8 protein-coding genes are annotated in these 22758 nt (G+C 63.9%); 2 read left to right on the forward strand and 6 right to left on the reverse strand.

The annotated features are described in order from the left end of the window. Positions 1-16: 16 nt before the first annotated feature. Entirely contained in the window at positions 17-1840 is a 1824-nt protein-coding gene (locus PSH90_RS11355; protein ID WP_056786821.1) for an NAD(P)/FAD-dependent oxidoreductase, read from the reverse strand. A 246-nt stretch (positions 1841-2086) separates the two neighbouring features. Between PSH90_RS11355 and PSH90_RS11360 the strand changes: the two genes are divergently transcribed. Both PSH90_RS11360 and PSH90_RS11365 read left to right on the forward strand, forming a co-directional pair. Continuing rightward, positions 2087-3976, forward strand: coding sequence for a sigma-54-dependent Fis family transcriptional regulator (locus PSH90_RS11360; RefSeq protein ID WP_305382787.1), 1890 nt, complete (start codon positions 2087-2089; stop codon positions 3974-3976). Positions 3977-4214: 238 nt separating this feature from the next. After that, a complete protein-coding gene (locus PSH90_RS11365; protein WP_143170125.1) occupies positions 4215-4811 on the forward strand; it encodes a trypsin-like peptidase domain-containing protein in 597 nt (198 codons plus the stop codon). Here the strand turns inward: PSH90_RS11365 and PSH90_RS11370 are convergent, their stop codons facing one another. The 5 genes from PSH90_RS11370 to PSH90_RS11390 all read right to left on the reverse strand — a co-directional run bounded on the left by PSH90_RS11370 (position 4812) and on the right by PSH90_RS11390 (position 22732). Then, positions 4812-5999, reverse strand: a complete 1188-nt coding sequence (locus tag PSH90_RS11370; protein ID WP_370593533.1) for an HlyD family type I secretion periplasmic adaptor subunit — start codon at positions 5997-5999, stop codon at positions 4812-4814. Positions 6000-6004: 5 nt separating this feature from the next. Beyond that, complete coding sequence (locus tag PSH90_RS11375) at positions 6005-8167, reverse strand: type I secretion system permease/ATPase (protein ID WP_305382788.1); 2163 nt, start codon at positions 8165-8167, stop codon at positions 6005-6007. Next, positions 8164-9600, reverse strand: a complete 1437-nt coding sequence (locus tag PSH90_RS11380) for a TolC family outer membrane protein (protein ID WP_143978997.1) — start codon at positions 9598-9600, stop codon at positions 8164-8166. Before PSH90_RS11380 ends, PSH90_RS11375 begins: the two co-directional genes overlap by 4 nt. 43 nt (positions 9601-9643) lie before the next feature. After that, positions 9644-21364: a BapA/Bap/LapF family large adhesin gene (locus PSH90_RS11385; protein ID WP_305382790.1), complete on the reverse strand. Its 11721-nt coding sequence runs from the start codon at positions 21362-21364 to the stop codon at positions 9644-9646. Between the two features lie 408 nt (positions 21365-21772). After that, complete coding sequence (locus PSH90_RS11390; protein WP_305382791.1) at positions 21773-22732, reverse strand: alpha/beta hydrolase; 960 nt, start codon at positions 22730-22732, stop codon at positions 21773-21775. Positions 22733-22758 lie beyond the last annotated feature (26 nt).

Consider the following 22758-nt stretch of genomic DNA (forward strand, 5'->3'; position numbering starts at 1 on the left):
ACGACCACTTGAGGAATCAGCCCAGATGATGGCGCTCTGCAAGGCGATAAACATCGGTGTCGAGGCCTTCGAAACGGGCTTTCAACTGCAACGCCAGATACAGTGAATAGTGCCGTGACTGATGCAGGTTGCCGCCGTGGAACCAGAGGTTTTGCTGCTGGGTCGGCTTCCACATGTTGCGCAGTTCACCTTCATACGGGCCGGGGTCGTTGGTGGTGCCGGAACCCAGGCCCCAGCAGCGCCCGACCTTGTCGGCGACTTGCTGGGAAATCAGCTTCGCGGCCCAGCCGTTCATCGAGCCATAACCTGTCGCATAAACGATGAGATCGGCCGGCAAGCGGCTGCCATCGGTGAGCACCACCGCATCCGCTTCGATGCGTTCGACACCGAGGCCCGGCGCGCTCTTGAGCTTGATCGTGCCGTTGGCGATCAGTTCCGAGGCGCCGACGTCGATGTAGTAACCCGAGCCACGGCGTACGTATTTCATGAACAAACCCGATTCGTCATCGCCGAAATCGAGCATGAAACCCGCCCGGCTCAGGCGTTCATAGAAGTCCTTGTCGCGCTCCTTGATCGCGTCGAAGATCGGCCGATGAAACTGTGGCATGACCTTGTACGGAATCGAGGCGAACAGCAGGTCGGCCTTGTCCGTGGTCAGCCCCGACTCGAGCGCCTCTTCGGAATAAAGCCCGCCGAAAACCAGTTCCATCAGGCTGTCCGAACGCACGATGTGCGTGCTCGAACGTTGCACCATGGTCACCTCGGTGCCGTTTTCCACCAGATCGGCGCAGATGTCGTGGGCTGAATTGTTCGCGCCGATGACCACTGCGCGCTTGCCTTTCCACGCATCGCCGCCGGGGTGACGGCTGGAGTGATGTTGCTGGCCCTGGAAGTTTTCGGCGCCTGGATACACCGGCACATTCGGTACGCCAGACATGCCGGTGGCGAGGATCAGTTGCGTCGGTTGCAGGGTGACGGGCTCGCCGTTGCGCAGGACCTCCACGGTCCAACGGCCAGTCTCTTCGTCAAACGTAGCGCCGAGGCATTCAGTGCGCGGCCAGTAGTTGAGTTCCATGACCTTGGTGTACATCTCCAGCCAGTCGCCGATCTGGTCTTTCGGGGTGAACACCGGCCAGTGGTCGGGGAAGGGCAGGTAGGGCATGTGGTCGTACCAGACCGGGTCGTGCAGGCACAGCGACTTGTAGCGGCCGCGCCATTGATCGCCGGGGCGTTCGGCTTTGTCGATGATCAGCGTCGGTACGCCCATGCGTTTGAGCCTTGCGCCGAGGCCGAGCCCGCCCTGACCGCCGCCGACGATCAGGCAGTACGGTTGCGTGGTGATGCCCAGCGCCGCTTCTTCATCGCGGCGGCGCTCCAGCCAGTTGCGCTTGTCAGCGTGGGCATGGCCGTGGCTCGCGCCCATCGGCCGGCGGCGGCCGCTGGGTTCTTCGAAGCCTTTGAGTTCGCGCATGGTGGTCAGCAGCGTCCAGCACAAACCTTCTTTCAGGCGCACATAGCCTTTGCCGCGCGCCGAGTCGGTTTCCAGGCTCATCCAGCCTTCAAGCACGCCATCGCTAAGCGTGGCTTCACCTTCGAGTTGCCAGCGTTCGGGCCGGGTCTGCTCAAGGCGTGTTTCGAGCATGTCGCGAATCGCCGGTTTGCCTTCCAGGGTGACGAGGTTCCAACTGAACAGCAGCAAGTCACGCCAGTGGCATTCTTCGGCAAACAGCTCCAGCGTGCCGTCCACATCTCGTTGCGCCAGACGTCCGCCGAGGCGTTCGACCCAAGCGGCGAGTTGCGCTGTTGGCGATTGCAAAGGGGTTTCAATAGCGATGTTCATGGGGCCACTCCCGATCTTGTTGTTTTGGTAAGCCATGGCATCAGAGCAAGGCTTGGGCCATCTCCTTGAAAGGCGCGGGCCAGAGCGTTTGATGCAAAGGCCGACAAGGCTTGGCACAGGCGACATGTCACAAATTCGAGAATCGCGGATGACACTGTGTCACTCGGCGCGAAATTCCCCCGCAACGAGCTTTTCATCTAAGCTGCGGACACACCCGTGTCTTCACCGAAGCGGAGAACAACAACAATGAAACCGGCCTCGATCAACGCCCACGCGCGCCAGGTACTGCAAGCCGTGCAGGGCTCTGTTGCCAGCCACAGCGCGGCGGCAGACCTGGCGATCACCCGTTCGTGGCGGCGTTGCCTGGATCAATACCAGCTCGATCCGGCCAGCCGCCGCGCGCCGGATGTGCTCGAACAGGCGCGTTTGCGCGAACACCGTGCGCCGCTGGAACACATCATTTCCGTTGCGCACTGGCAGATGAACAGCCTGCACCAGCAGCTGGGACGTGACGGCCATGTCGTGCTGCTCACCGATGCGCGCGGCGTGGCGATCGACAGCGTGTTCAACGAAGCCGAACGCGGCGAGTTCCAGCGCTCCGGGCTGTGGCTCGGCTCGGTCTGGAGCGAGGAGCACGAGGGCACCAACGGCGTCGGCACCTGCCTGGTCGAGCGCCAGCACGTGACCATTCGCCGCGACGAGCATTTCCGTGGCCAGCACGTCGGCCTGACCTGTTCGGCCAGCCCGATATTCGACGCCAGCGGTGAGTTGCTCGCGGTGCTCAACCTGTCCTCCGTGCGCGAGGAAAGCAGCCTTGAGCAACGCTTCAAGGCCATGGCCCTGACCAATCTGTCGGCCAGGTTGATCGAGAGCTGTTTTTTCCTTGGCCACGATCCGCAGCGCTATTTGCTGCGGTTTCATCCCGACGCCGGGTTTGTCGGGCTGCTGGGTGAAGGCCTGCTCAGCTTCGATGAGAGTGCGCGGATCTGTTCGGTGAATGCGGCGGCGCTCGATCTGTTGGGCCTGAGCCGCGAGCAGATGGTCGGGCAGTCGTTGACGATGCTGCTGGAAACGCCGATGGAGCAGTTGCTCGAGCAGGCCAGTGCTCAGGCGCACGTCTGCTGGCCGATGCGCCTGGCCGACGGGCGCTTGTTCTACGGCCAGTTGCGCGAACCGATCCGCTCCGCGCCGTTGACCCTTGCGCCTGTCCCGCCAATCAAGGATGAGCGCGTGTGCCTGGAAGACCCGCGCCTGCAACGCGGATTCGCTCGCGCGTTGCGTGTACTGGAGCGTGACGTGCCGGTGTTTCTGCAGGGTGAAACCGGCACCGGCAAGGAGGCCTTTGCGGCAGCGCTGCATCGCGCCAGCTCGCGCGCCGGCCAGCCGTTTGTTGCGATCAACTGCGCGGCGATCCCCGAGACGCTGATTGAAAGCGAGCTGTTCGGCTATCGCGGCGGCAGCTTCACCGGCGCGCGCAAGGACGGCATGGTCGGCAAGCTTGAGCAGGCCCATGGCGGCATTCTGTTTCTCGACGAAATCGGCGACATGCCCCTCGCGCTACAGACCCGTCTGCTGCGCGTGCTCGAAGAGCGCCAGGTTGTGCCGCTGGGCAGCGCAACGCCGCGACCGCTTGATGTACGCCTGATCAGCGCCAGTCACCAGAATCTGCCAGCCTGCGTGGCCGACGGACGCCTGCGCGAGGACCTGTTCTATCGCATTGGCGGTTTCGCCGTGGAACTGCCGCCGCTGCGCGAGCGTTCCGACAAGGGCCGTCTGCTCGACCGCCTGCTGCGCGAAGAAGCGGCGGGCGCCACTGTGCGGCTGCAATCGGGAGTTCGAGAGCGCTTGCTGGCGCAGCCCTGGCCGGGCAACGTCCGGCAACTGCGCACCTGTTTGCGTACGTTGGTGGCGTTGGCAGTGGAAGGCCGGGTCACGCTGGAGGACGTGCATGAGTTACTGCCCGCAAGTGACGACCAACCTGTTGACGATCCACTGGGCGTATCCGAACGGCAAACTCTGCTGAGCTTGATTGAAGCTGAACACTGGCATATCGCGCGAGTTGCCCGTCGTCTGGGGATTAGCCGCAATACCCTGTACCGCAAGCTTCGTCAGCATGGGATCACTCGACCTGGTTGAAGACAATCGCGATCATTTGCGTTCATTCGCTGTTGATTGCGTGCATTGCCGGGAAATTGCTTGGATCCAATCATTAACTCACTATATCGCACGCCGACAAGCGGTAGGCTGAGCCTATTGCTAAAAGTGATGGCGCAATGACATATTGCAGCACCTTTCCTCACCTCAAGATGTACCGAAAATGCGCCCCCTCAAGTCACTTGTTGCAGCGTCGTTGCTGCTCAGCGGGTGCAATGGAATGCCAGTCGCTTTTGTTCAGGATCCTGTTTTAGACCAAGCCTTTGTCGTCCACTCCGGCGCGCCTTTGCCTTACCTGCTGATGGGTTCGGCTGTGCAATGGAACGAAGACTTCGCCGTGACGGTGAAGCACATTCCTTACTTGTCGGGCACGGTTTTCCAAGGGCAGGCAGACGTACAGTTCTTCCGCCACAAGGCCAATAGCGTGCCGGCGTGGCGCGGCTACAAGCCGGGCGAAGAGCTGACTTCGGTTGGCTTCAATTCGCTGTACATGTCGGTCAAGGGCACCGGCCAGGCGTTGCCGGCGATGGTTCGCCTCGACGTCAAAGAGGGCAATGTGCTTTACGGCACCCACAATGGCGCGCTGGCCAAAGGCATGTCCGGCGGGCCGGTGTTTTCTGCCGATGGCAAAGTGGTTGGCATCAACGTGGCGTTTCTCACCCGCGATGATGTCAGCCGCCTCAAGCGCAAGGACTTGCTCGATCAACCGCGCGTAAGCATCTTTTTGCCGTACGCGGAGATCAATCGCGAGTGGTCGCGCTATCAGGCCAGCATCACCCCCACAGCGCCACCAGCGACCAAACTGGCCAGCCGCTGATCAGCGTTCGCGCAACGCTTCGCGGGCGCGGTTGAGTGGTTTGATCAGGTAGTCGAGCACGGTTTTTTCGCCGGTACGGATGTCCACCGTGGCGATCATCCCGGGCACGATGGCGAAGCGTTTGCCGGCCTTGTTGCGCAGTTCATCCGACGCAGTGCGGATGAACACGCGATAGTAGAAGATTTCCGGCTTGGCTTCGTCCTGGATGGTGTCCGGCGAGATCGTCACCACCTCGCCGTCGAGGCTGCCGTAGATCGAATAGTCATAGGCGGTGATTTTCACTTTCGCCGCCTGGCCCGGGTGAATGAAGGCGATGTCGCGCGGCGAGATGCGCGTCTCGATCAGCAGTTGTTCATCGAGCGGCACGATCTGCATGACCTGGCCGTTGGGCGCAATGACGCCGCCAATCGTGCTGACCTCGATGTCCTTGACGATGCCGCGCACCGGCGAGCGCAGGGTCAGGCGCGACAGTGAATCGGTGCGCCCACGGATCACCGCTTCGAGCATCTGCGCTTCGGCGTTGGCCTTGGCCAGGTCTTCGCGGGCGCGGACCATGTAATCGGAGCGGGCTTCGGTGGCCTTCAATTCCAGCTCCGAGCGTTGACGGGTCAGTCGCAGCACTTCAACTCGGCTCGAGGCACCGATTTTCGCCAGATTCTCGGTGATCGCCAGTTCGCTACGTACCAGTTTCAGCGAGCTCTGAATGCCGTCGAGGGTTTCCGCCAGACCTTTGCGCCGGGTCTGGTAGAGCTCGGTTTCGGCGCGGATCAGATCAGGAAACTCTTGTAGCGAGGCGTCGAAGGTCAGGGGCTTTTCGCTGACCTCTGCCTGCAAGCGGTTGACGCTGGCCAGCGCCGCGCGGTACTTGGCCGCGCTTTCGCCGACGTTGGACTGGTTCTTCACTGGGTCCAGTTGCGCGAGGATCTGCCCGCGCTCGACCAAAGCGCCTTCGCTGACATTGAGCTGCTCGAGAATGCCGCCCTCCATCGACTGAATGACTTGCTCGCGCGAGCTGGGCACCACTTTGCCGGTGCCGGTCGAGACCTCGACGATTTCAAACCACGCCGCCCAGGCAATGAAGCAGGCGAGCATCAGCGCGCAACCCCAGATCACCTTTGCGCCACCGGCAAGTGCGCGCTCATCGCGGCCGTCGAGGTAGGACATCGGGTCCGGCACGTCGGTCATCATCGGCTTCATACCGCCACTCCTTTGCCCGGTGCGCGCAACCGCGCAAGTGCCGCGTCGCGGTGGTCGTCAATGACGATGCGTCCATTGTCGAGAACGATGATCCGCTCGACCAGTTGCAACACACTGACCCGATGCGTGGCAACCACCAGCGTTCGGCCCTGGGTCCAGGTCGCGAGTTTTTCCAGCAGCAGCCGCTCGGTGACGTCATCCAGCGCGGCTGTCGGTTCGTCGAGCAGCAGCACTTGTGGCTGGCGGATCAATAAGCGCGACAGCAACAGGCTTTGACGCTGACCTCCAGACAAACCTAACCCGCCCTCGAGTACCAGATGATCCATGCCTTTGGGCAGCTGCCGAACGAAGTCCAGCGCACCGGTGACAGTCAACGCGGCGATGATTTCCTGATCGCTGGCCTGACCGGCGCCGAGGGTGATGTTGTCGCGCAAGGTGCCGTGAAACAGTCGCGCCTGTTGCGAGAGCAGGCCGACATCGCGGCGCAGGTCGGCCGGATCCAGATGCGCAAGGGCGATGCCGTCCAGAGTGGTTTCACCGCTGCTCAGATCCATCGCGCCGCCCAGCGCTTGCAGCAGCGTCGACTTGCCGGCGCCGTTGCGGCCGAGCAGGGCGATGCGCTCGCCGGGCCGGATGCTCAGGTCGATGTTGTTGAGCGCCGGGGTCGATTCCTCGCTGTAGCGGAAGCTGGCCTGACGCAGGCGGTAGTCGCCGCGAATCGCCGGCAAGTGCACGCGCTGGCTGCCTTCGGGATGATCCACCGGCATCTGCATGATCCGGTTCAAGCCTTCGAGCGCGACCTTGGCCTGCTGCCATCGGGTGAGCACGTGGGTCAGTTGCGCCATCGGCCCCATCATCCGCGACGACAGAATCGACGCCGCGACCAGACTGCCGGTGGTCAGGTCGCCGGCAATCACCATTGGCGCGCCGAACACGATCACCACCGCGAACACTCCGCCTTGTACGTTCTGCGTCCACGCCACCAGGCTGTTGGTCAAGGTGCGCAGGCGCAGGCTGCTGTCCGCGGAGGCGGCGTTGTACTGATTCCACTGTTGCTGGAAACGCTGCTCGGCCTGCAGCGCCTTGATGTCGTCGAGGCCCTGAATACTTTCCACCAGCATGGCGTTGCGCAGCGCCGCTTCACGCATCGACGCATTGGCGAGTCGCGCCAGACGCGGTTGCGCAATGATCCCGGGCAGCAACATGAACACCAGCGCCACCAGTGGAATCAGCACCAGCGGCCCGCCGATCAAATAGAACACCAGCAGGAACAGCAGAAAAAACGGCATGTCCGCCAGTGCCGTGGCAGTGCTGGAGGTGATCAGGTCGCGGATCTGCTCCAGCTCGCGCAACTGCGAAATGAACGAGCCGGTGGATTTCGGCCGCGCGGAATTGCGCAGGCGCAGGGCGTGGCCGAAGACCAGATCGGAGACGCGCAAGTCGGCGCGTTTGCCCAGCACATCGGTGATGCGCAGACGCAGGATGCGCATGACGAAATCGAACAGCAGCGCCAGCATCACCCCGCCGAACAACACGTACAGGGTCGGCAGCGACTCGGCCGGAATCACCCGGTCGTACACCTGCATGGAAAACAGTACCCCGGCCATGCCCAGCAGGTTGGCCACCAGCGAGGCGATCATCACTTGGCTGTAAGGCCGCAGATCGGTGAGGACGATGCGGCGGAACCAGTGCTCGTCGTAGGGCTTGATGTAATCGTTGGTGCGCACGTCGGCCACCGGTTGCGTCGGACGCAGAATCACCGTGCGCAATGCCTGCTCGGCGAGCGCGCCAGCCTCCATGCGGCTCTGCAAACCCTGGTCGCCACTGAAGCAGATGCCCAGCTCGCCGGTTTCGCCGATGCTTTCGAGCACGCCGACCTGACCGTCGCGCAGTTGCACCACCAGCGGCGTGCGCCAGCGGCTCAGGCTCTTGTTGTCGAATGCCGCGAATTTCACGCTCAAACCGGCCTGACGCGCCATGTGCCGAACCACTTCTTCGACGCGGCCTTCGCTGTGCACCGAGGCCAGGCGCACGCTTTCCGGCGAGACGTCGAGTCGGTAGTGGCGGGCGACCTTCAACACCGCTTCCAGCCATGGCGAATAATCTTCGCGAGCTTCGGCAGCAGCGGGTTCGGGAACAGTGATGCTGGCATCGGTCATGGCAGGATCTCGACATTCTGGATGGCGCTGTGGTCGATGCCGAAGACCCGGCGAATCGCACCGCTGTTGTAGAAGCAGTCGATCTGCAGACGTTGCAGATCAGCCTGGGTGTTGACCAGATCGAAGCGCGACTGGTGGATTTCCTGCTCGGCGTTGAGCAGGTCGAGCAGCGGCCGCGTGCCCAGTTCCAGATACTGGCGGCCATACAACATGCGCGCCTCGGTGATGCTGGTCTGGCGAAATTCCAGCGAGCGCAGCCGCCGGTTCAGGCCCGAGGTTTGCGCCTGGGCTTCGGCCAGACCCTGGCGCGCTTGCAGACGGGCGAAGTCTTCGGCCGAGTCCGCTGCGGTCAGTGCATGCCCGGCGGCGCGGCTGCGCGCACTGATCGCACCGCCCTGATAGATCGGCACTTCGAGGTTGAGGAAGATCCCGACCTGGGTGCGATCGGCGCGCGAGTTCTGATCGTCGTAGTGGTCATCCAGATATTGGTTGACCGAGGGTTGCAGCGACAGGGTCGGGTAGGCCTCGGCTTTGGCCTGGGCCAGCTCGGCCTGGGCCTGGGTGCGTTGCGCAGCTGCCTGGAGAACGGCGGGCAGGGTGTCGGAGATCTGCGAGGCGTCGCAGGCCTGGGTTAGCGTAGGCGCGGCGGCGTCGCTGACCGCCGGCGGCGTGCGCCGTCCGAGCAGACTGGTCAGGGTCGCTTGCCAGCGTGCGTATTGCGCCTTGAATTCCTGCAACGTCGCCGTCGCGCCTTCTGCGCGGGACTGCGCCTGGACCATATCGGAGCGGGTGCTGGCGCCCATGTCACTGCGTTGCTTGGCCAGGTCGACGATGCCGCCGATGCCCTGAATCTGTTCACGGGCAACCTCGAGCAGACGCTGATAACGCTGCACTTCGATGTAGGCTCTGGCGGTGTCGCGGGCGATGTCGTCGATCGCCAGCAGAATCCCGGCCTGACTGCGCGCCACCCGGGCGCGGGCGGCGTCGACCGAACTGGAAACCTTGCCGAAGTCATACAGCATCTGTTTGAGGGAAATGTTCACCGACTGGCTGCCGGCATCGCTGCCGTAACCGCTGGTGTAGCCACCCTTGATGCCGCCGGTGACCTGCGGGTAATAACCGGACTCGGCGACGTTGACCCCTTCGCCTTGCTGGAACAGGGTGCCGATGGCCTCGCCGATGCGTGGGTGCCAGTCCACGGCCAGCCTGACCGCTTGTTCCAGCCCCAAAGTATCCGCGTTGGCGGCCGTTTTTGAAGCAGGGGCAGGGCGCTGACGATTGTCATTGCCTGCAGGTTGTTGCAGTTGCGACGGGCTGATGCTGCGCAAGCTGCTGTCGAGGTTGTCGTCAGCGCGAACGCCGACGGTGAACGCGGGGTAGAGGCCGATGGTCAACAGGACCACCGGCCATTTCTGGCGAAAAACTGACTCCACAGACTTCCCTTACTGTTGAGAGACCGACGTTTGATGTCTTGTTTCAAACCACTTGAATGCCGTTCTGCACCCACAAGTGGTGGCTCGGATCCTCCTGTGCCGTGTATTGAACATAGTCGATGCCGTCGGCCTGTTGCGTGCCATCGGCGACCCAGCCATCGGTCATGTGCACGCTGTCCCTGTCGTCACCCTTGATCAGCAGGGTGTTGTTGTCCGAAGAGGTAATCGCCAGCAGATCGCCGAGATTCAATGTCAGCGCAACCGCACTGGAATGGTTGAGGTCGAGGATTTCGACGTTGTGGATCTTGCTCTGCAGATCGCCGAGGTTGATCGACACGTCGCCACCGGCCCAGAGCAGGGTATCGGTGCCGCTGCCGCCGTCCACCGAGGTGAACTGCTGATCGGCGATGATCAGCGTGTCGTCGCCACCGCCACCTTGCAGGGTCACGGCGCCACCGTGCGAGCCGTCGAGGGTGTCGTTGCCCTCGGTGCCCTGGATCAAGTCGCTGCCAGTGGCATGGGCCAGACCGAGGTCATCACTGGCGAGGGCCGAGAAAGCGGTGCTGGCAAATGCGCCGGCCTTGTTCAGGTCGATGGTCAGCGTCGCGGTGTCTACCGTGCCGTTGGGGTGGGTGAGTTGGTAGGTGAAGGTATCTTCCTGGCCGATCACCGCATCGGTCAGCCCGGCCTTGAGCGTGTAGGTGTAGTTGCCGTTGGCTTGGACCACCAGGGTGCCGTAGTTACCGACCAGCGAGACGCCGTTGTAACCCGGCGCAACGTAACTGCCGGCGACCAGCACGCTGAGCAAGGTGTAGACCGAGCCCAACACATCGGCGCCGCCGCCAGCGGTGTCGGTGAGCAGATTGCCCGATACCGGCGTGTAGCCGCCGACCACGAACTGATTGTTGTAGGTCGCGACGTTGATCAGGCTGGTGTTGACGCTGGTCAGCAGGCCGAGGCCGCCCACTGCCACCCGCACCTGATAACTGCCGGCGGTCTGGTCGTCGAACTTGATCCCGTAGTTGCCGCCGCCGAGATTGACCAGCGCGTTGCCGCCGTAACTCTTGACCAGCACGTACTGGTTGGTGGCGGTGTTGAGCTTGTACAGGCCCACCGTCATCGAACCGAGCAGCGCCAACAGGTTGCTCGAATTGACCACCACGGTCAGGTCACTGACGGTATCGGCCGCGACCACGGTGTTGTAGTTACCGCTGCCGCCGCCCAGCAGCACATTGAAGGTGCCGAGGGCAGAGTTGGTGGTGACTTCGCGGTTGATCAGGGTGACGTCAGTCGAGGCGACGTCTGGCGTGGCATCCACCACCAGCGCCGGGCTGCCAAGGTTGGCATCGTTCCACACTTCGCTGGCTTGCGGGCTGTCGATGCGCACGTACAGATTGGCGGTGTCGCTCAAACCGTTCGGGTGCACCAGTTGGTAGTTGAACACGTCGACTTTGCCGACGCTGCCAACACTGCCGTTCGGTTTGTAGCTGTAGTTGCCATTGGCGTCGATGGTCAGCGTGCCGTACAACCCTTGCACCGTGGTGCCGGCCCCAGCGCTGACCCAGGCGCCGTTCTTGAAGATCTGCAATTGCGCGCCGTTGTCCGGGCCGGTCTGATCGGCCGTGCCATCGACGCCGACGTTGGTGATGACGTTGCCGGTCACCGCTGGCCCGGCAATGCCGTTGAACTGGGTCAGGCTGCTGACATCCAGTTGCAGCTGGGTATTGACCGTGGTCAGCACGCCGATGCCGGTGCTCGAAACCGTCAGTCGATAATCGCCTGACAGCAGGTTACCGATGTCGACCCGCACGCCCTGGCCGGCGAGCGCGATCAGGTCGAGCAGACCGCCGCTGCCGTTGACATCCAGAGTCACCCAGTTACCGCTGGCATCCTTGACTTGCAGGGTATAGACCACGCCATCGATCAGCGAAATCAGACTGCTGGTGGTCAGCGTCAGGGTCGGATCAAGACGCGTGCCGCCGGCGACGGTGAAGGTGAAGGTTTTCGAGAATCCGGCCAGCAGCGTGGTGAACGAGTCGTTGAAGGTCTGCGAGGCGGTGACCGGAGCCAGGGTGACGGTGCCAACGGTGAGGTTATCGCTGGCGATCACTGGCGCGTTGACGTCGACGTCCGGCGCAATGACGTTGGCGGCCACCGAAACGTTGCCGCGAGCGTCGCTGAGATTGACGGTGAGGTTTTCGCCGTTGATCTGCGCACTGCTCAGGGTGACGGTAAACACGCCGAGGTTGTTGACCGTGGCGGTGCCCAGAACGGCGCCGCTGGCCGACTTGATGGTCACGGTTGCACCGGCTTCACCGGTACCGGTGACGGTCAGGCCATCGGCACCGACCAGCAGCGCCGTTGCCGCAGCGGGCGGTGTCAGGTCTGGCGCCGTCGCGGTCGCCGCTGCCGATACGTTGCCACTCGGATCGGCCTGGGTGACGCTGAGTACCTGGCTGTTGATCTGCGCTGAGGCTAGTGCCACGGAGAAACTGCCGTTAGCGGCGACGGTCGCGGTGCCGAGCACCGCACCACCGACGCCGAGCACGCTGATGGTCGAACCGGGCACGCCGACGCCAGTGAGCACGGTGCCGCTGCCATTGACGCTGACGCCGGTCGGCGCGCCGGGGGCGGTAATGTCCGGCGCTGTCAGGCTGGCGTTGGGCGACAGATTGCCGGCCGGGTCGACCAGACGCACGGTCAACAGCTGCCCGTCGAGTTGCGCGGTGTTCAGGTTGAAGTTGAACGTACCGCCACTGCCCACGGTGGTGGTGCCGATCAGCGCGCCGCCGGGGCCGTAGACGTTGACCGTCGCACCGGCTTCGCCCGTACCGCTCAGGGTCAGACCGTTGGCAGCGAGCGTCAGACCGCTGGCCGCGATCGGCGCCTGTACGTCAGTGGCCGTCAGGTTGAAGACCGGCGACAGATTGCCCGTCGGGTCGGCCTGTTGGACGTTGAGCTGTTGGCCATTCAGTTGCGCGCTGGACAGTTGCACGGTGAAGGTGCCGCCAGCATTGACCACAGCGGTGCCGAGGACGGTACCGGCTGCGTTGGTCACGCTGACGGTCGCGCCGGCCTCACCCGTGCCGCTGACGGCCAGGCCAGTACCGTTCAAGCTGACATTGCTCAGCGGCGCTGGCGCGGTGGTATCGGCGACGCTGAGGTTGGTAACCGGCGAAACGTTGCCCGCCGCATCACTCTGCGTGACGCTGAGTTGCTGGCCGTTGAGTTGCGCGGAGGACAAGGTCACCGAGAACGAGCCATTGCCCGCCACCGTCGCAGTGCCCAGCACCGCGCCACCCGCACCGCGAACAGTGACGGTGGCGCCGGCTTCACCGAGCCCGCCGAGCACCAGACCGGCACCGCTGAGGACCAGTGCTGTCGGAGCGGCCGGGGGAGTGATATCGGGCGCAGTTACGTTAAGACCGGATGAGGTGTTGTTGGCCGCATCGGTCTGTGTCGCATTGAGCACCTGACCGTTGACCTGCGGCGTATTGAGCTGTGCGCTGAAAGTGCCATTGGCGCCAACCGTCGCATTGCCCAGCACCACGCCGCCAGCGCCGGTGATGGTCACTGACGCGCCGACTTCGCCGCGACCGGTAACCAAAGTGCCGTTGGCGTTGACCGCCAGATCGCTGAGTGGCGCCGGCGCCGAGGTGTCACCTGCGGTGATTTCAGTCGGCAGCGAGGCGCCACCCAACGCAGTGTTGGCGGTGACTTCGAGGCTTTCGCCGTTGGTTTGCGCGGGCGTCAGCACGACGCTGAACGTGCCATCCGCGCCGGTGACGCCGGTGCCGATCAGACTGTTGTCCGGCGCGTAGACATTGATGATCGTGCCAATGGCCGCAGTGCCGGTCAGCGTCAGACCATCGGCCGTGAGCGCCAGATTGGCTGGAGCATCCGGGGCCGGAACGGCCGGAACGATCAGGCTGGCATCTGCCGAAATGTTAGTCGCCACGTCGATCTGATTCACCGTCAGCACCTGGCCGGCAGTGATGCCCGGCGCCAGATCGATCAGGAACGTACCGTTGGCGGCCACTGTGCCGGTGCCGACGATATTGCCCAGCGCATCGGTCACTTCGACACTCGCGCCGGCTTCGCCACGACCGGCGAGCTGGCTCAGATCGCCGCTGATGGTCAGACCGGTGACGGCATCTGGAGCGGTAGTATCAGCCGCCGGGTAGAGCAGCACTGGCGATGCGTTTTGCGCCTCATCCGTCGCGATCACTGACAACAACTGACCATTGGCCTGGGCCGGATTCAGCGTAACGGTATAGGTGCCGTCGCCCAATGCCACCGCCGTGCCGAGCACGGTGCCGGTGGCGGACAGCACAGTCACGGTGCTGCCGGCTTCGGCGGTTCCGGCGAGCAAGGTGCCGGCGCCGGTCAGCGATGTCACCGTCGGTGCGATCGGTGCAGTGCTGTCCGGCGCGTCGACCAGTACGGGCTCGGACTGGTTGTTTTGCGCGTCGGCTTGCACTACCGAGAGCGCGCGGCCATCGAGTTGCGCCGAAGACAAGGTGACGCTGAAGCTGCCATCTGCGGCCACCGTCGCCGTGCCGAGCACCACCGCGCCGTCTCGCACGGTGACGGTCGCTCCGGGCTCGCCAGTACCGGTGACGGTCAAGCCGTCCTGGCTGACATTGAGGTCGGCCACCTCCAGGGGATCGGTGATATCGCCCGCTTGCACGGGCGCTGTCGGCGATGTGTTGGATGCCAGATCGGTCTGATTGACGCTCAACAGCTCGCCGTTCACTTGCGGCGGATTGAGGGTCACGCTGAACGAGCCATTGCCGGCCACGGTTGCCGAGCCCAACACAGTGCCAGTCGCGCTCAGTACACGCACCGTGGCGCCGGCTTCACCGCTGCCGGTCAATGTCACGCCGTCGGGCGCGAGAACGAGGCCGGTGGGCGCAGCGGGCAGGGTGATGTCCGGCGCAGTGACGGGCACGATCGGAGAAGGGTTGCCCGCCACATCGCGCTGGATCACCGACAAGGCTTCACCGTTGAGCAGAGGCTGATCGAGGATGACGCTGAAACTGCCATCGGCCGCGACGGTGCCGGTGCCGACGATGGTGCCCACCGCGTTGGTGACGACCACTTGCGAGCCAGCCGCACCGGAGCCGGTGATGAGGCTGCCGCTGGCGTCGATCTCGACATCGGTCAGTGCTGCAGGAGGCGTGCTGTCCGGTGCGCTCAGCGTGCCGGCAGGCGAGGCATTGCCGGCTGCATCCGCCAACACCACGAACAGCGCTTGGCCATTGGTTTGCACCGGAGTCACGGTGATCTGGAAACGGCCATCGCTGCCCACGGTGCCGGTGCCCAGCTCGGTACCGTCTGCGGATGTCACGCGGACAATGGCGCCGACTTCGCCGGTCCCGGTGAGGGTGTCGCCATCGGCATTCAGTTGCAGATCGGCCGGCGTCGCTGGCGGGGTCAGATCCGGTGCGGTGATCGACACCGGCGCGCTGACGTTGCCGGGTGGATCGGCCTGCTGCACGCTGAGGATCTGTTCATTGATCTGCGGCGGATTGAGGGTGACGCTGAAGGTGCCGTCGCCGAGTACCACGCTGGTGCCGAGCAAGGTGCCATTGGCATCGCGCACGGTCACGGTCGCGCCGGGTTCGCCAGTACCGATGACCAACGCGCCGGACGAGTTGATATCGACGTTGTCCAGTGGATCAGGCGGGGTGAAGTCCGGCGTGGTCAGGTTCACTGCCGGCGAGTCGTTGCCCGCTGCGTCGGCCTGAACCACGGTGATCACTTCGGCATTGGTCAACGCCGGGTTCAGTGGCAGGGTGAAGGTACCGGTCGCGCTGACCACGGCGGTGCCAAGCACGTTGCCGTCGCTGTCGATGACCCGGACTTGCGCGCCGGGTTCGCCGCGCCCGGTCAGGCTTGCGCCGTCGCCGCCGATGCTCAGTTGCGAAACGGCCGCTGGCGGTGTGCTGTCGACCGAAGTGAACGGCGTGGCTGTCGAGGTGTTGCCCGCCGAATCCGTCAGCGACACGGTCAGCGCCTGGCCATTGGCTTGCGGCGTGGTCAGGGTGATCGCAAACGTGCCGTCGATGCTCACGGTGCCGGTCCCGACCAGCGCTCCGGCGGCGTTGTACACGTTGACCGTGGTGCCGGCCTCACCGGTACCCGACAGCAGGGTGCCGTCAGCACTTGCCACCAGCGCCGCCGGCGCATTGGGCGCGATCAGATCCGGGGCGATCAGGTTGACGCTGTTGGATTCGTTGCCGGCGGCGTCGGCCTGGCTCAGGCTCAAAGTCTGGCCAGAGGTCTGTGCCGGGCTGAGGGTGACGCTGAACGTGTCATTGGCCGCCACCACGGCGCTGCCGAGAACCACTCCGCCGGTGCCGAGCACGGTCACCGTGGCGCCGGCTTCACCGCGCCCGGTCAGGGCCGTGCCGTTCGGTGCCAGGCTCAGTTCGCTGAGCGGCGTTGGCGCGGCGATATCGGCAGCGGTGTAGTCGGTCGGGGATGAATTGATACCGGTGCTCGACGTCGCCACGGCAGACAGCTGTTCGCCGTTGAGTTGCGCGGCGTTGAGGGTGACGCTGAAAGTGCCATTGGCCGCCACCAGCGCGCTGCCGAGCAACACGCCCGAGGCATTGCGAATGCTCACGGTGCTGCCGGCGGTGGCCGAGCCGGTCAGGGTCAGGCCGTCGGCGCTGAGGGCCAGATTTGTCGGTGCGCTTTCCGCCAGATTGCCCGGTGCAGTCACCGGCGCTGCCGGTCCGGTGTTGCCGGCAGCATCGATCTGCACCACGGAAAGATTCGATCCAGCCACCGCAGCCGGGGACAACGTGACGCTGAAATTGCCATTGCTGGCAACGGTCGCGGTACCCAGCAAAACACCTCCGGCATCGCGAACTTCCACGCTGGCGCCGACCTCGCCGATGCCGGTCAGGGTGGCACCATTGGCGCTGACCGCCAGATCGCTCGCCACCAACGGCGCCGTGCTATCGACCGCATTGAGGATTGCCGGGGCCGACGGATTGTCTGCCGCATCGGTGGCCGTCACTTTCAGCGACTGGCCATTGGTTTGCGGGCTGTTGAGGGTAATCTGGAAAGTGCCGTTCGCGGCCGCCGTGGTGGTGCCGAGAAGATTGCCCTGACTGTCGCGCACGGTCACCGTGCTGCCGGCCTCGGCGTTGCCCGACAGTTGCACGCCGGCAGCATTGAGGGTCAATGCGCTCGGAATCGCCGGGGCGGTCAGATCCGCGGCGATGACTTCAACCGCCGTCGAAACGTTGCCCGGCGGATCTTCCTGAGTGACGGTCAGCACTTCGGCATTCAGTTGTGCTGCGTTGAGGGTGACAGTGAACGCGCCGCCACTGCCGACCTGCGCGGTGCCGAGCAAGGTGCCGTCGGCGCTGCGCACAGACACCGTGGCGCCTGGCTCGCCATGACCAGTGACGGTGACGCCGTCAGCATTCACCGCGACTTGGGTCAGTGCAGCTGGTGGGCTGATGTCGGGTGCGTTGACGCTGGTCGACGGCGAGACATTGCCGGCAGGGTCGGTCTGGCTGATCGCCAACGCCTCGCCGTTGGTCGGCGCTGGCGCCAGGGTCACGCTGAACGCGCCGTCCGCGCCAACCACGGCACTGCCGAGCAAGGTGCCGTTGGCGGTGGTGACATTGACCGTCGCGCCAGCTTCACCCGTGCCGCTGAGGGTGCTGCCATCGGCGCTGATCAGTGGATTCTGCACGGCGGCCGGCGGGGTGCCGTCGACGGTGATCACGCCAGTGGAAGTCGAGGCGTTACCATTGGCGTCGGTCAGAGTGACCTGCAGGGTTTCGCCGGTGTTCTGCGCATTGGGCAAGGTGACCTGGAAATTGCCGCTCTGATCGACCACGCCGGTGGCCAGAACATTGCCGGCGGCATCGCGCACGGTCACGGTGCTGCCGGCTTCGCCCTGGCCTTTGACCACGGTGCCGACGTCATTGATGCTGACGCCAGTCGCTGCGGCGGGCGGTTGCAGATCGCTGGCAATGATGCCAGCGGGTTGCGACAGGTTGCCGGCGGCATCGCTCTGGATCGCGGTAAGCGCCTGGCCATTAAGTTGTGCCGGCGTCAGCGTCAGGCTGAACGTGCCATTGCTGGCGACCAGTGCAGTACCGAGCACGGTACCTGTGGCGTCGGTGACAGTGACCGTCGCCCCGGCCTCTCCGCGTCCTGTGAGTGTCGTGCCGTTGGCATTCAGCGCCAGATTGGTCACCGCGTCCGGCGCCGTGCCATCGATCGCCGTCACCGTGCCCGGAATCGACACGTCACCGTCGGGACTGGTGGCCGTCACCTGGAGGACTTGCGCATTGATCTGTTTGCTACTGAGCAACAGGGTGAAGCGGCCGAAGCTGTTGATCAGCCCGGAGCCGAGCACCGTGCCGCTGCTGCTGGTCACCGTCACGGTGCAACCGGGCGTACCGGCGCCGGTCAGGGTGAAACCATCGGCACTCAAAGCCAGATCGGTCGGGGTCGCGACCTGGGTACCGTCCAGTCCTGCCAGCGGCACAACGGGCGAATCATTGCCGCCGCCGTCAGTGCTGATGACTTCCAGATTGCCGCCAGGCTCGGCCGGTGGACTGAGGGTCACGACGAAGCGGCCGTCCGCATCGGCCGTCGTGGTGCCCAGCACAGCGCCACCGCCGGCAATGCTGACGGTGACCGTGGTGCCCGGTTCGGCAAGGCCAGAGACCTGCGTGCCGGCGGGATTGAGCGCGAGATCGCTGACTGGCGCCGGCGGGGTGCTGTCCGGCGCAGTGACGCTGCCGGGAAGCGAACTGTTGGCGCCGTCCGACGCCACGACTTGCAAGGCTTCGCCATTGGTCTGCGCCGTATCGAGGTTGACCGTGAAGGCGCCCGTGCCGTCAGCGGTTGCGGTGCCGATGACGTTGCCGTCGGCATCCAGCACCTGCACCGTGTTATTGGGCTGCGTGGTGCCGGTGACCGTGGCACCCGCCGGATCGATGAGCAGACCGCTCGGTGCAGGTGGGGCGGTGATGTCCGGTGCAGTGACCGGTGTGGCGGGCGAGGGCAGGGCGCTCGCATCGGTCTGGATCACACTCAACACCTGACCGTCGAGCTGAGCCGGACTCAGGTTGACGCTGAAATTGCCGTCGCTGGCGACCACCGTAGTGCCGAGCACCGTGCCGTCGGGCGCGCTGACGGTTACGGTGCTGCCCGCTTGCCCGGTGCCGGTCAAGGTCACGCCGTTACTGGCGAGCACGACATTGTCCGGCGCCAGCGGCGCGGTGGTGTCCGCTGCGGTCAGCGGCGTGTTGGGGGAGACGTTCACGCCATCCGATTGGCTCACTTGCAGTTGTTGGCCATCGATCTGCGGGCTGTTCAGCGGCACTGTAAAGGCGCCGCTGCCGTCGACGATTGCGGTGCCCAGCACATTGCCGGCCGAATCCTTGACCGACACCGTGGCACCGGGCTCGCCTGTGCCGCTCAGTTCAGTGCCGCCTGCATTCAGCGCCAGATTGGAAGGGGCAGTGGGGGCCTGGATATCCGGCGCTTCAACTGGAACTGCCGGCGAGCCCGAGGGCGAGCCATCGGTCTGCACAACGCTGAGATTCTGGCCATTGGTTTGTGGCGAGGACAGGGTGACTTCGAACCGGCCGTTGCTGCCGACCAAAGCTGTTCCCAGCACGGTCCCATTGGTGTCAGTGACAGTAACGGTGGCGCCGATCTGACCTGCGCCGGAAACTACGGCGCCATTGGCGGAAATGCTCACATCGGTCACGGCGACCGGCGTGGTCAGATCGGGTGCGGTGACGTTGACCGGCGCCGAGGGATTGCCTTCCGCGTCGGTCTGGATCACTTGCAGTTGTTGCGCATCGGTCTGTGGTGTGGAAAGTGGAACGGTAAAATTGCCATCGGCATCCACCGTGCCCGTGCCGATGATGTTGCCGGCCGGATCGCGCACAGTGACCGACGCACCCAACTCACCCTTACCGGTGAGCGTCTGCCCCTGAGCGTCGAGCGCAAGATCGGAGACGGCCGTCGGCCCTTGGGTGTCAGGCGTCACGTAGTTCAGTGGTGCGGAATTGTTGCCAGCGGCGTCGCTGGCACTGATCTGCAGTGTTTCGCCATTGTTCTGCGGACTGCTCAGTTGCAGGCTGAACGTGCCGTCCGCCGCCACCACGGCCGTGCCAAGCACATTGCCGTTGGCGTCGCGCACCGTCACGGTCGAACCGACCTGGCCGCGTCCACTCAACTGCGTGCCATCGATGCTCACCGCGATGTCGCTCGGTTGAGTCAGGCCATCCAGATCAATGGCGATAACGGTCGCTGCTGGCGAAGGGTTGCCGGCGGCGTCGGTGACCAGCACGCTCAGCGCTTCACCATCGATTTGCGCGGCGTTGAGTTGCACGGTGAACGAGCCGTCGGCGGCGACCAGAGCTGTCCCCAGTAGCGTGCCTTGGGCATTGGTGACGCTGACTGTGCTGCCGGGTTCGCCACGGCCGGTGACCGAGAGGCCATCGCTGCTCACCGCCAGATCCGTCGCAGTGCCGGGGCCGGTGATGTCCGGCGCATTGAAGGTCACGGCCGGCGATTGCGCACCGGCGCCGTTGACTGCCACGACACTGAAGGTTTCACCGTTGGCCTGCGCACGAACCAGCGTCAGCAGGAAAGTGCCGTCAGCAGCCACCGCCGCACGCCCGAGCAATTCGCCGTTGGCGGCACGGACTTCAATCGTGGTGCCGGCTCGGGCGGTGCCGGTGAGTTGACTGCCGTCGCTGCTCAAATCGAGATTGCCTGGCGTCGTCGGTTCGACGATCTCCGGCGCGCTGACCGTTGCGCCGGTCGAGATATTGCCTGCCGCATCGGTGGCATTCACGGTCAGCGACTGGCCGCCGGTTTGCGCGGGGCTGAGGGCGACGCTGAAAGTGCCATCCGCCGCCACCACAGCGCTACCGAGCAGAGTGCCATCGGCGGCGCGCACCTGGATGGTCGAGCCGGCTTCACCGGTGCCGCCGAGTTGCGTGCCATCAGGGCTCACGCTGAGATTGCCTGGTGCGGTCGGCGCGGTGGTATCCGGCGCAGTGACCGTACCCGGCGTCGAAACGTTGCCCGCGGGGTCGGTGAGCGTGACGTCGAGCGGCTGGCCATTGTTCTGTGGCGTACCCAGGTCGACCTGGAAACTGCCATCGGCGCCAACGGTTCCGGAACCCAAAAGGTTGCCGGCTGCATCGCGTACCTGAACGACACTGCCAGCTTCGCCAAAACCACTCAGCACCCGGCCATCGGCCGACAAGGTTAATCCGGTCGCAGGCGCAGGAGGCGTCGCGTCTCCATCGCCACCACCACCGCCGCCGCCGCCACTTCCGCCGGCAGCGGCTGCCGCACCACCCGCGCCCAACAGGCCAAGCCCGGCAATCGCCCAGGCCGGCGTCGCGCCATCCACCACACCGACGCCAGCGATCAGCTCGTCCAGCGAATTGATTTCGTCAAAGGTAAAGCCATTGAACGGCTCGGCGCTGTAGCGCGCCTGCCACAGCGTCGCGTCGTCACCCTGAAAGACAATGTCATTGGGCACGCCGTCAGGGCTGGTGACAAAGAAATTGGAGATTTTGATTTGCTCGCCAGACTTCAGATTGACGATCAAATCCTGACCGCTGCGACTGGTCGACGCCAATTGATCGGGCCGAACCGGCATTTGTACAACTGAAGGCTGACTGAGCTGAACATTGCCCCAGTTCTGGGCAGTGAGCTGAGAATTGGCTTTGTCGGCAATGACGATGTTGTCCATTACTACTCCCTGTAAATGGGTGGGGCGGACGTCCACGGATGGTTTTAAAACCATAGATAGGGAGTGTCAGATGGGGCTGCCTGATTTTTGACGAGCGTATGGATGGGCCATTTGCCCACGTTTATCTCTTTGAAAATCTGTTCTATTCAGGTCGTTACCGTTTGTCGGGACGTTGGATCCAAGCAGTTTTTGGGTGCAACAAAATGTGTCGTTTTCGACATTATCCAAAGACACCTCGGAATAAGTCCGGGCGGAATCGACGAGGGTGATGGCTAAGCGATATTGAATTTCTCAAAGCGCAGGCCACCCTCCGCAGCTGCCTGTCTGCGAAGGTATTAATCAATAAGCGTAGAAGTGGGGGGAAGGCTTTGTATAAGAAATCCTGTTTTACCGTTTCAGCGGTTCTTTCTATCCCTCAGCAGTTAATGCGCTAGCTATCGATCGCCGAAGTGATCGGACGATATCCAGCGCAGACTGATCGCTAACACTGCCGGGGCACTGATCAAACATATGTGGCGCCCCAGGGTAGACATGCAGTTCGACGGCAGCCCCGGCGCGCGACAGACGCATGGCAAATGCAACGTCCTCTTCCAGAAACAGATCCAGCGCCCCGACGGCCAGAAACGTCGGTGGCAAGTCACGCAGATCGTCTTGCAGGGCCGGCGAAAACCAGCCAATTGGCAGATCATCCAGCGTTTGGTCAGCGCGCAGGCACTCCCAACAGAACTGGTTGGCTTGCGCCGGCCAGCCAATCACTCCGGTCGTGCTGTTCTGGTGAGGCGAGGCCGGGCTGCCCGAACGGTAATCGAGCATCGGATAAACCAGCACCTGGCTGGCGATGGAATATTCGCCGCGATTCCGCGCCACGATGGCCAGCGCTGCTGCCAGACCTGCACCGGCACTGTGACCCATGACGATCACGTTGTCGGCGTCCATGTTGAGCGTTTGCCGGTGGGCGACAACCCAGCCGAGGGCGGTGTAGCAATCTTCCAGGGGAATAGGGAAGGGGTGCTCTGGCGCGAGACGGTAATCGACAGCGACGATGATCGCCTGAAGTTCTTCGGCGAGGTTAGCCAGATAGTCATCGGCCATTTCGGGGCAACCAAGGACGAAACCTCCACCGTGGATGTACAGGATCACCGCAAAATTACCGCCCGGTGCCCCGGCGGCGGGCCGGTAAAGACACAGGCGCAAATCCTCACCGTCGTGGGCCTTGGTCCATAGGCTTTCACCGCGCGCTTGTTCTCGGGATTTGAATGTCGCATGGACACGCTCCCTGATCGCGGGCAGCGTCTCCAACGTCCAGGCTTGTGCGCCGGGGGTTAAAAAGCTTTTGAAGTCGGGATCCAGCAGTTCATGTGCTTTCACGTTCTGCCTCCTGTTCTCGAATGAGC

This window comes from Pseudomonas sp. FP1762, assembly GCF_030687105.1.
GTDB lineage: Bacteria > Pseudomonadota > Gammaproteobacteria > Pseudomonadales > Pseudomonadaceae > Aquipseudomonas > Aquipseudomonas siliginis.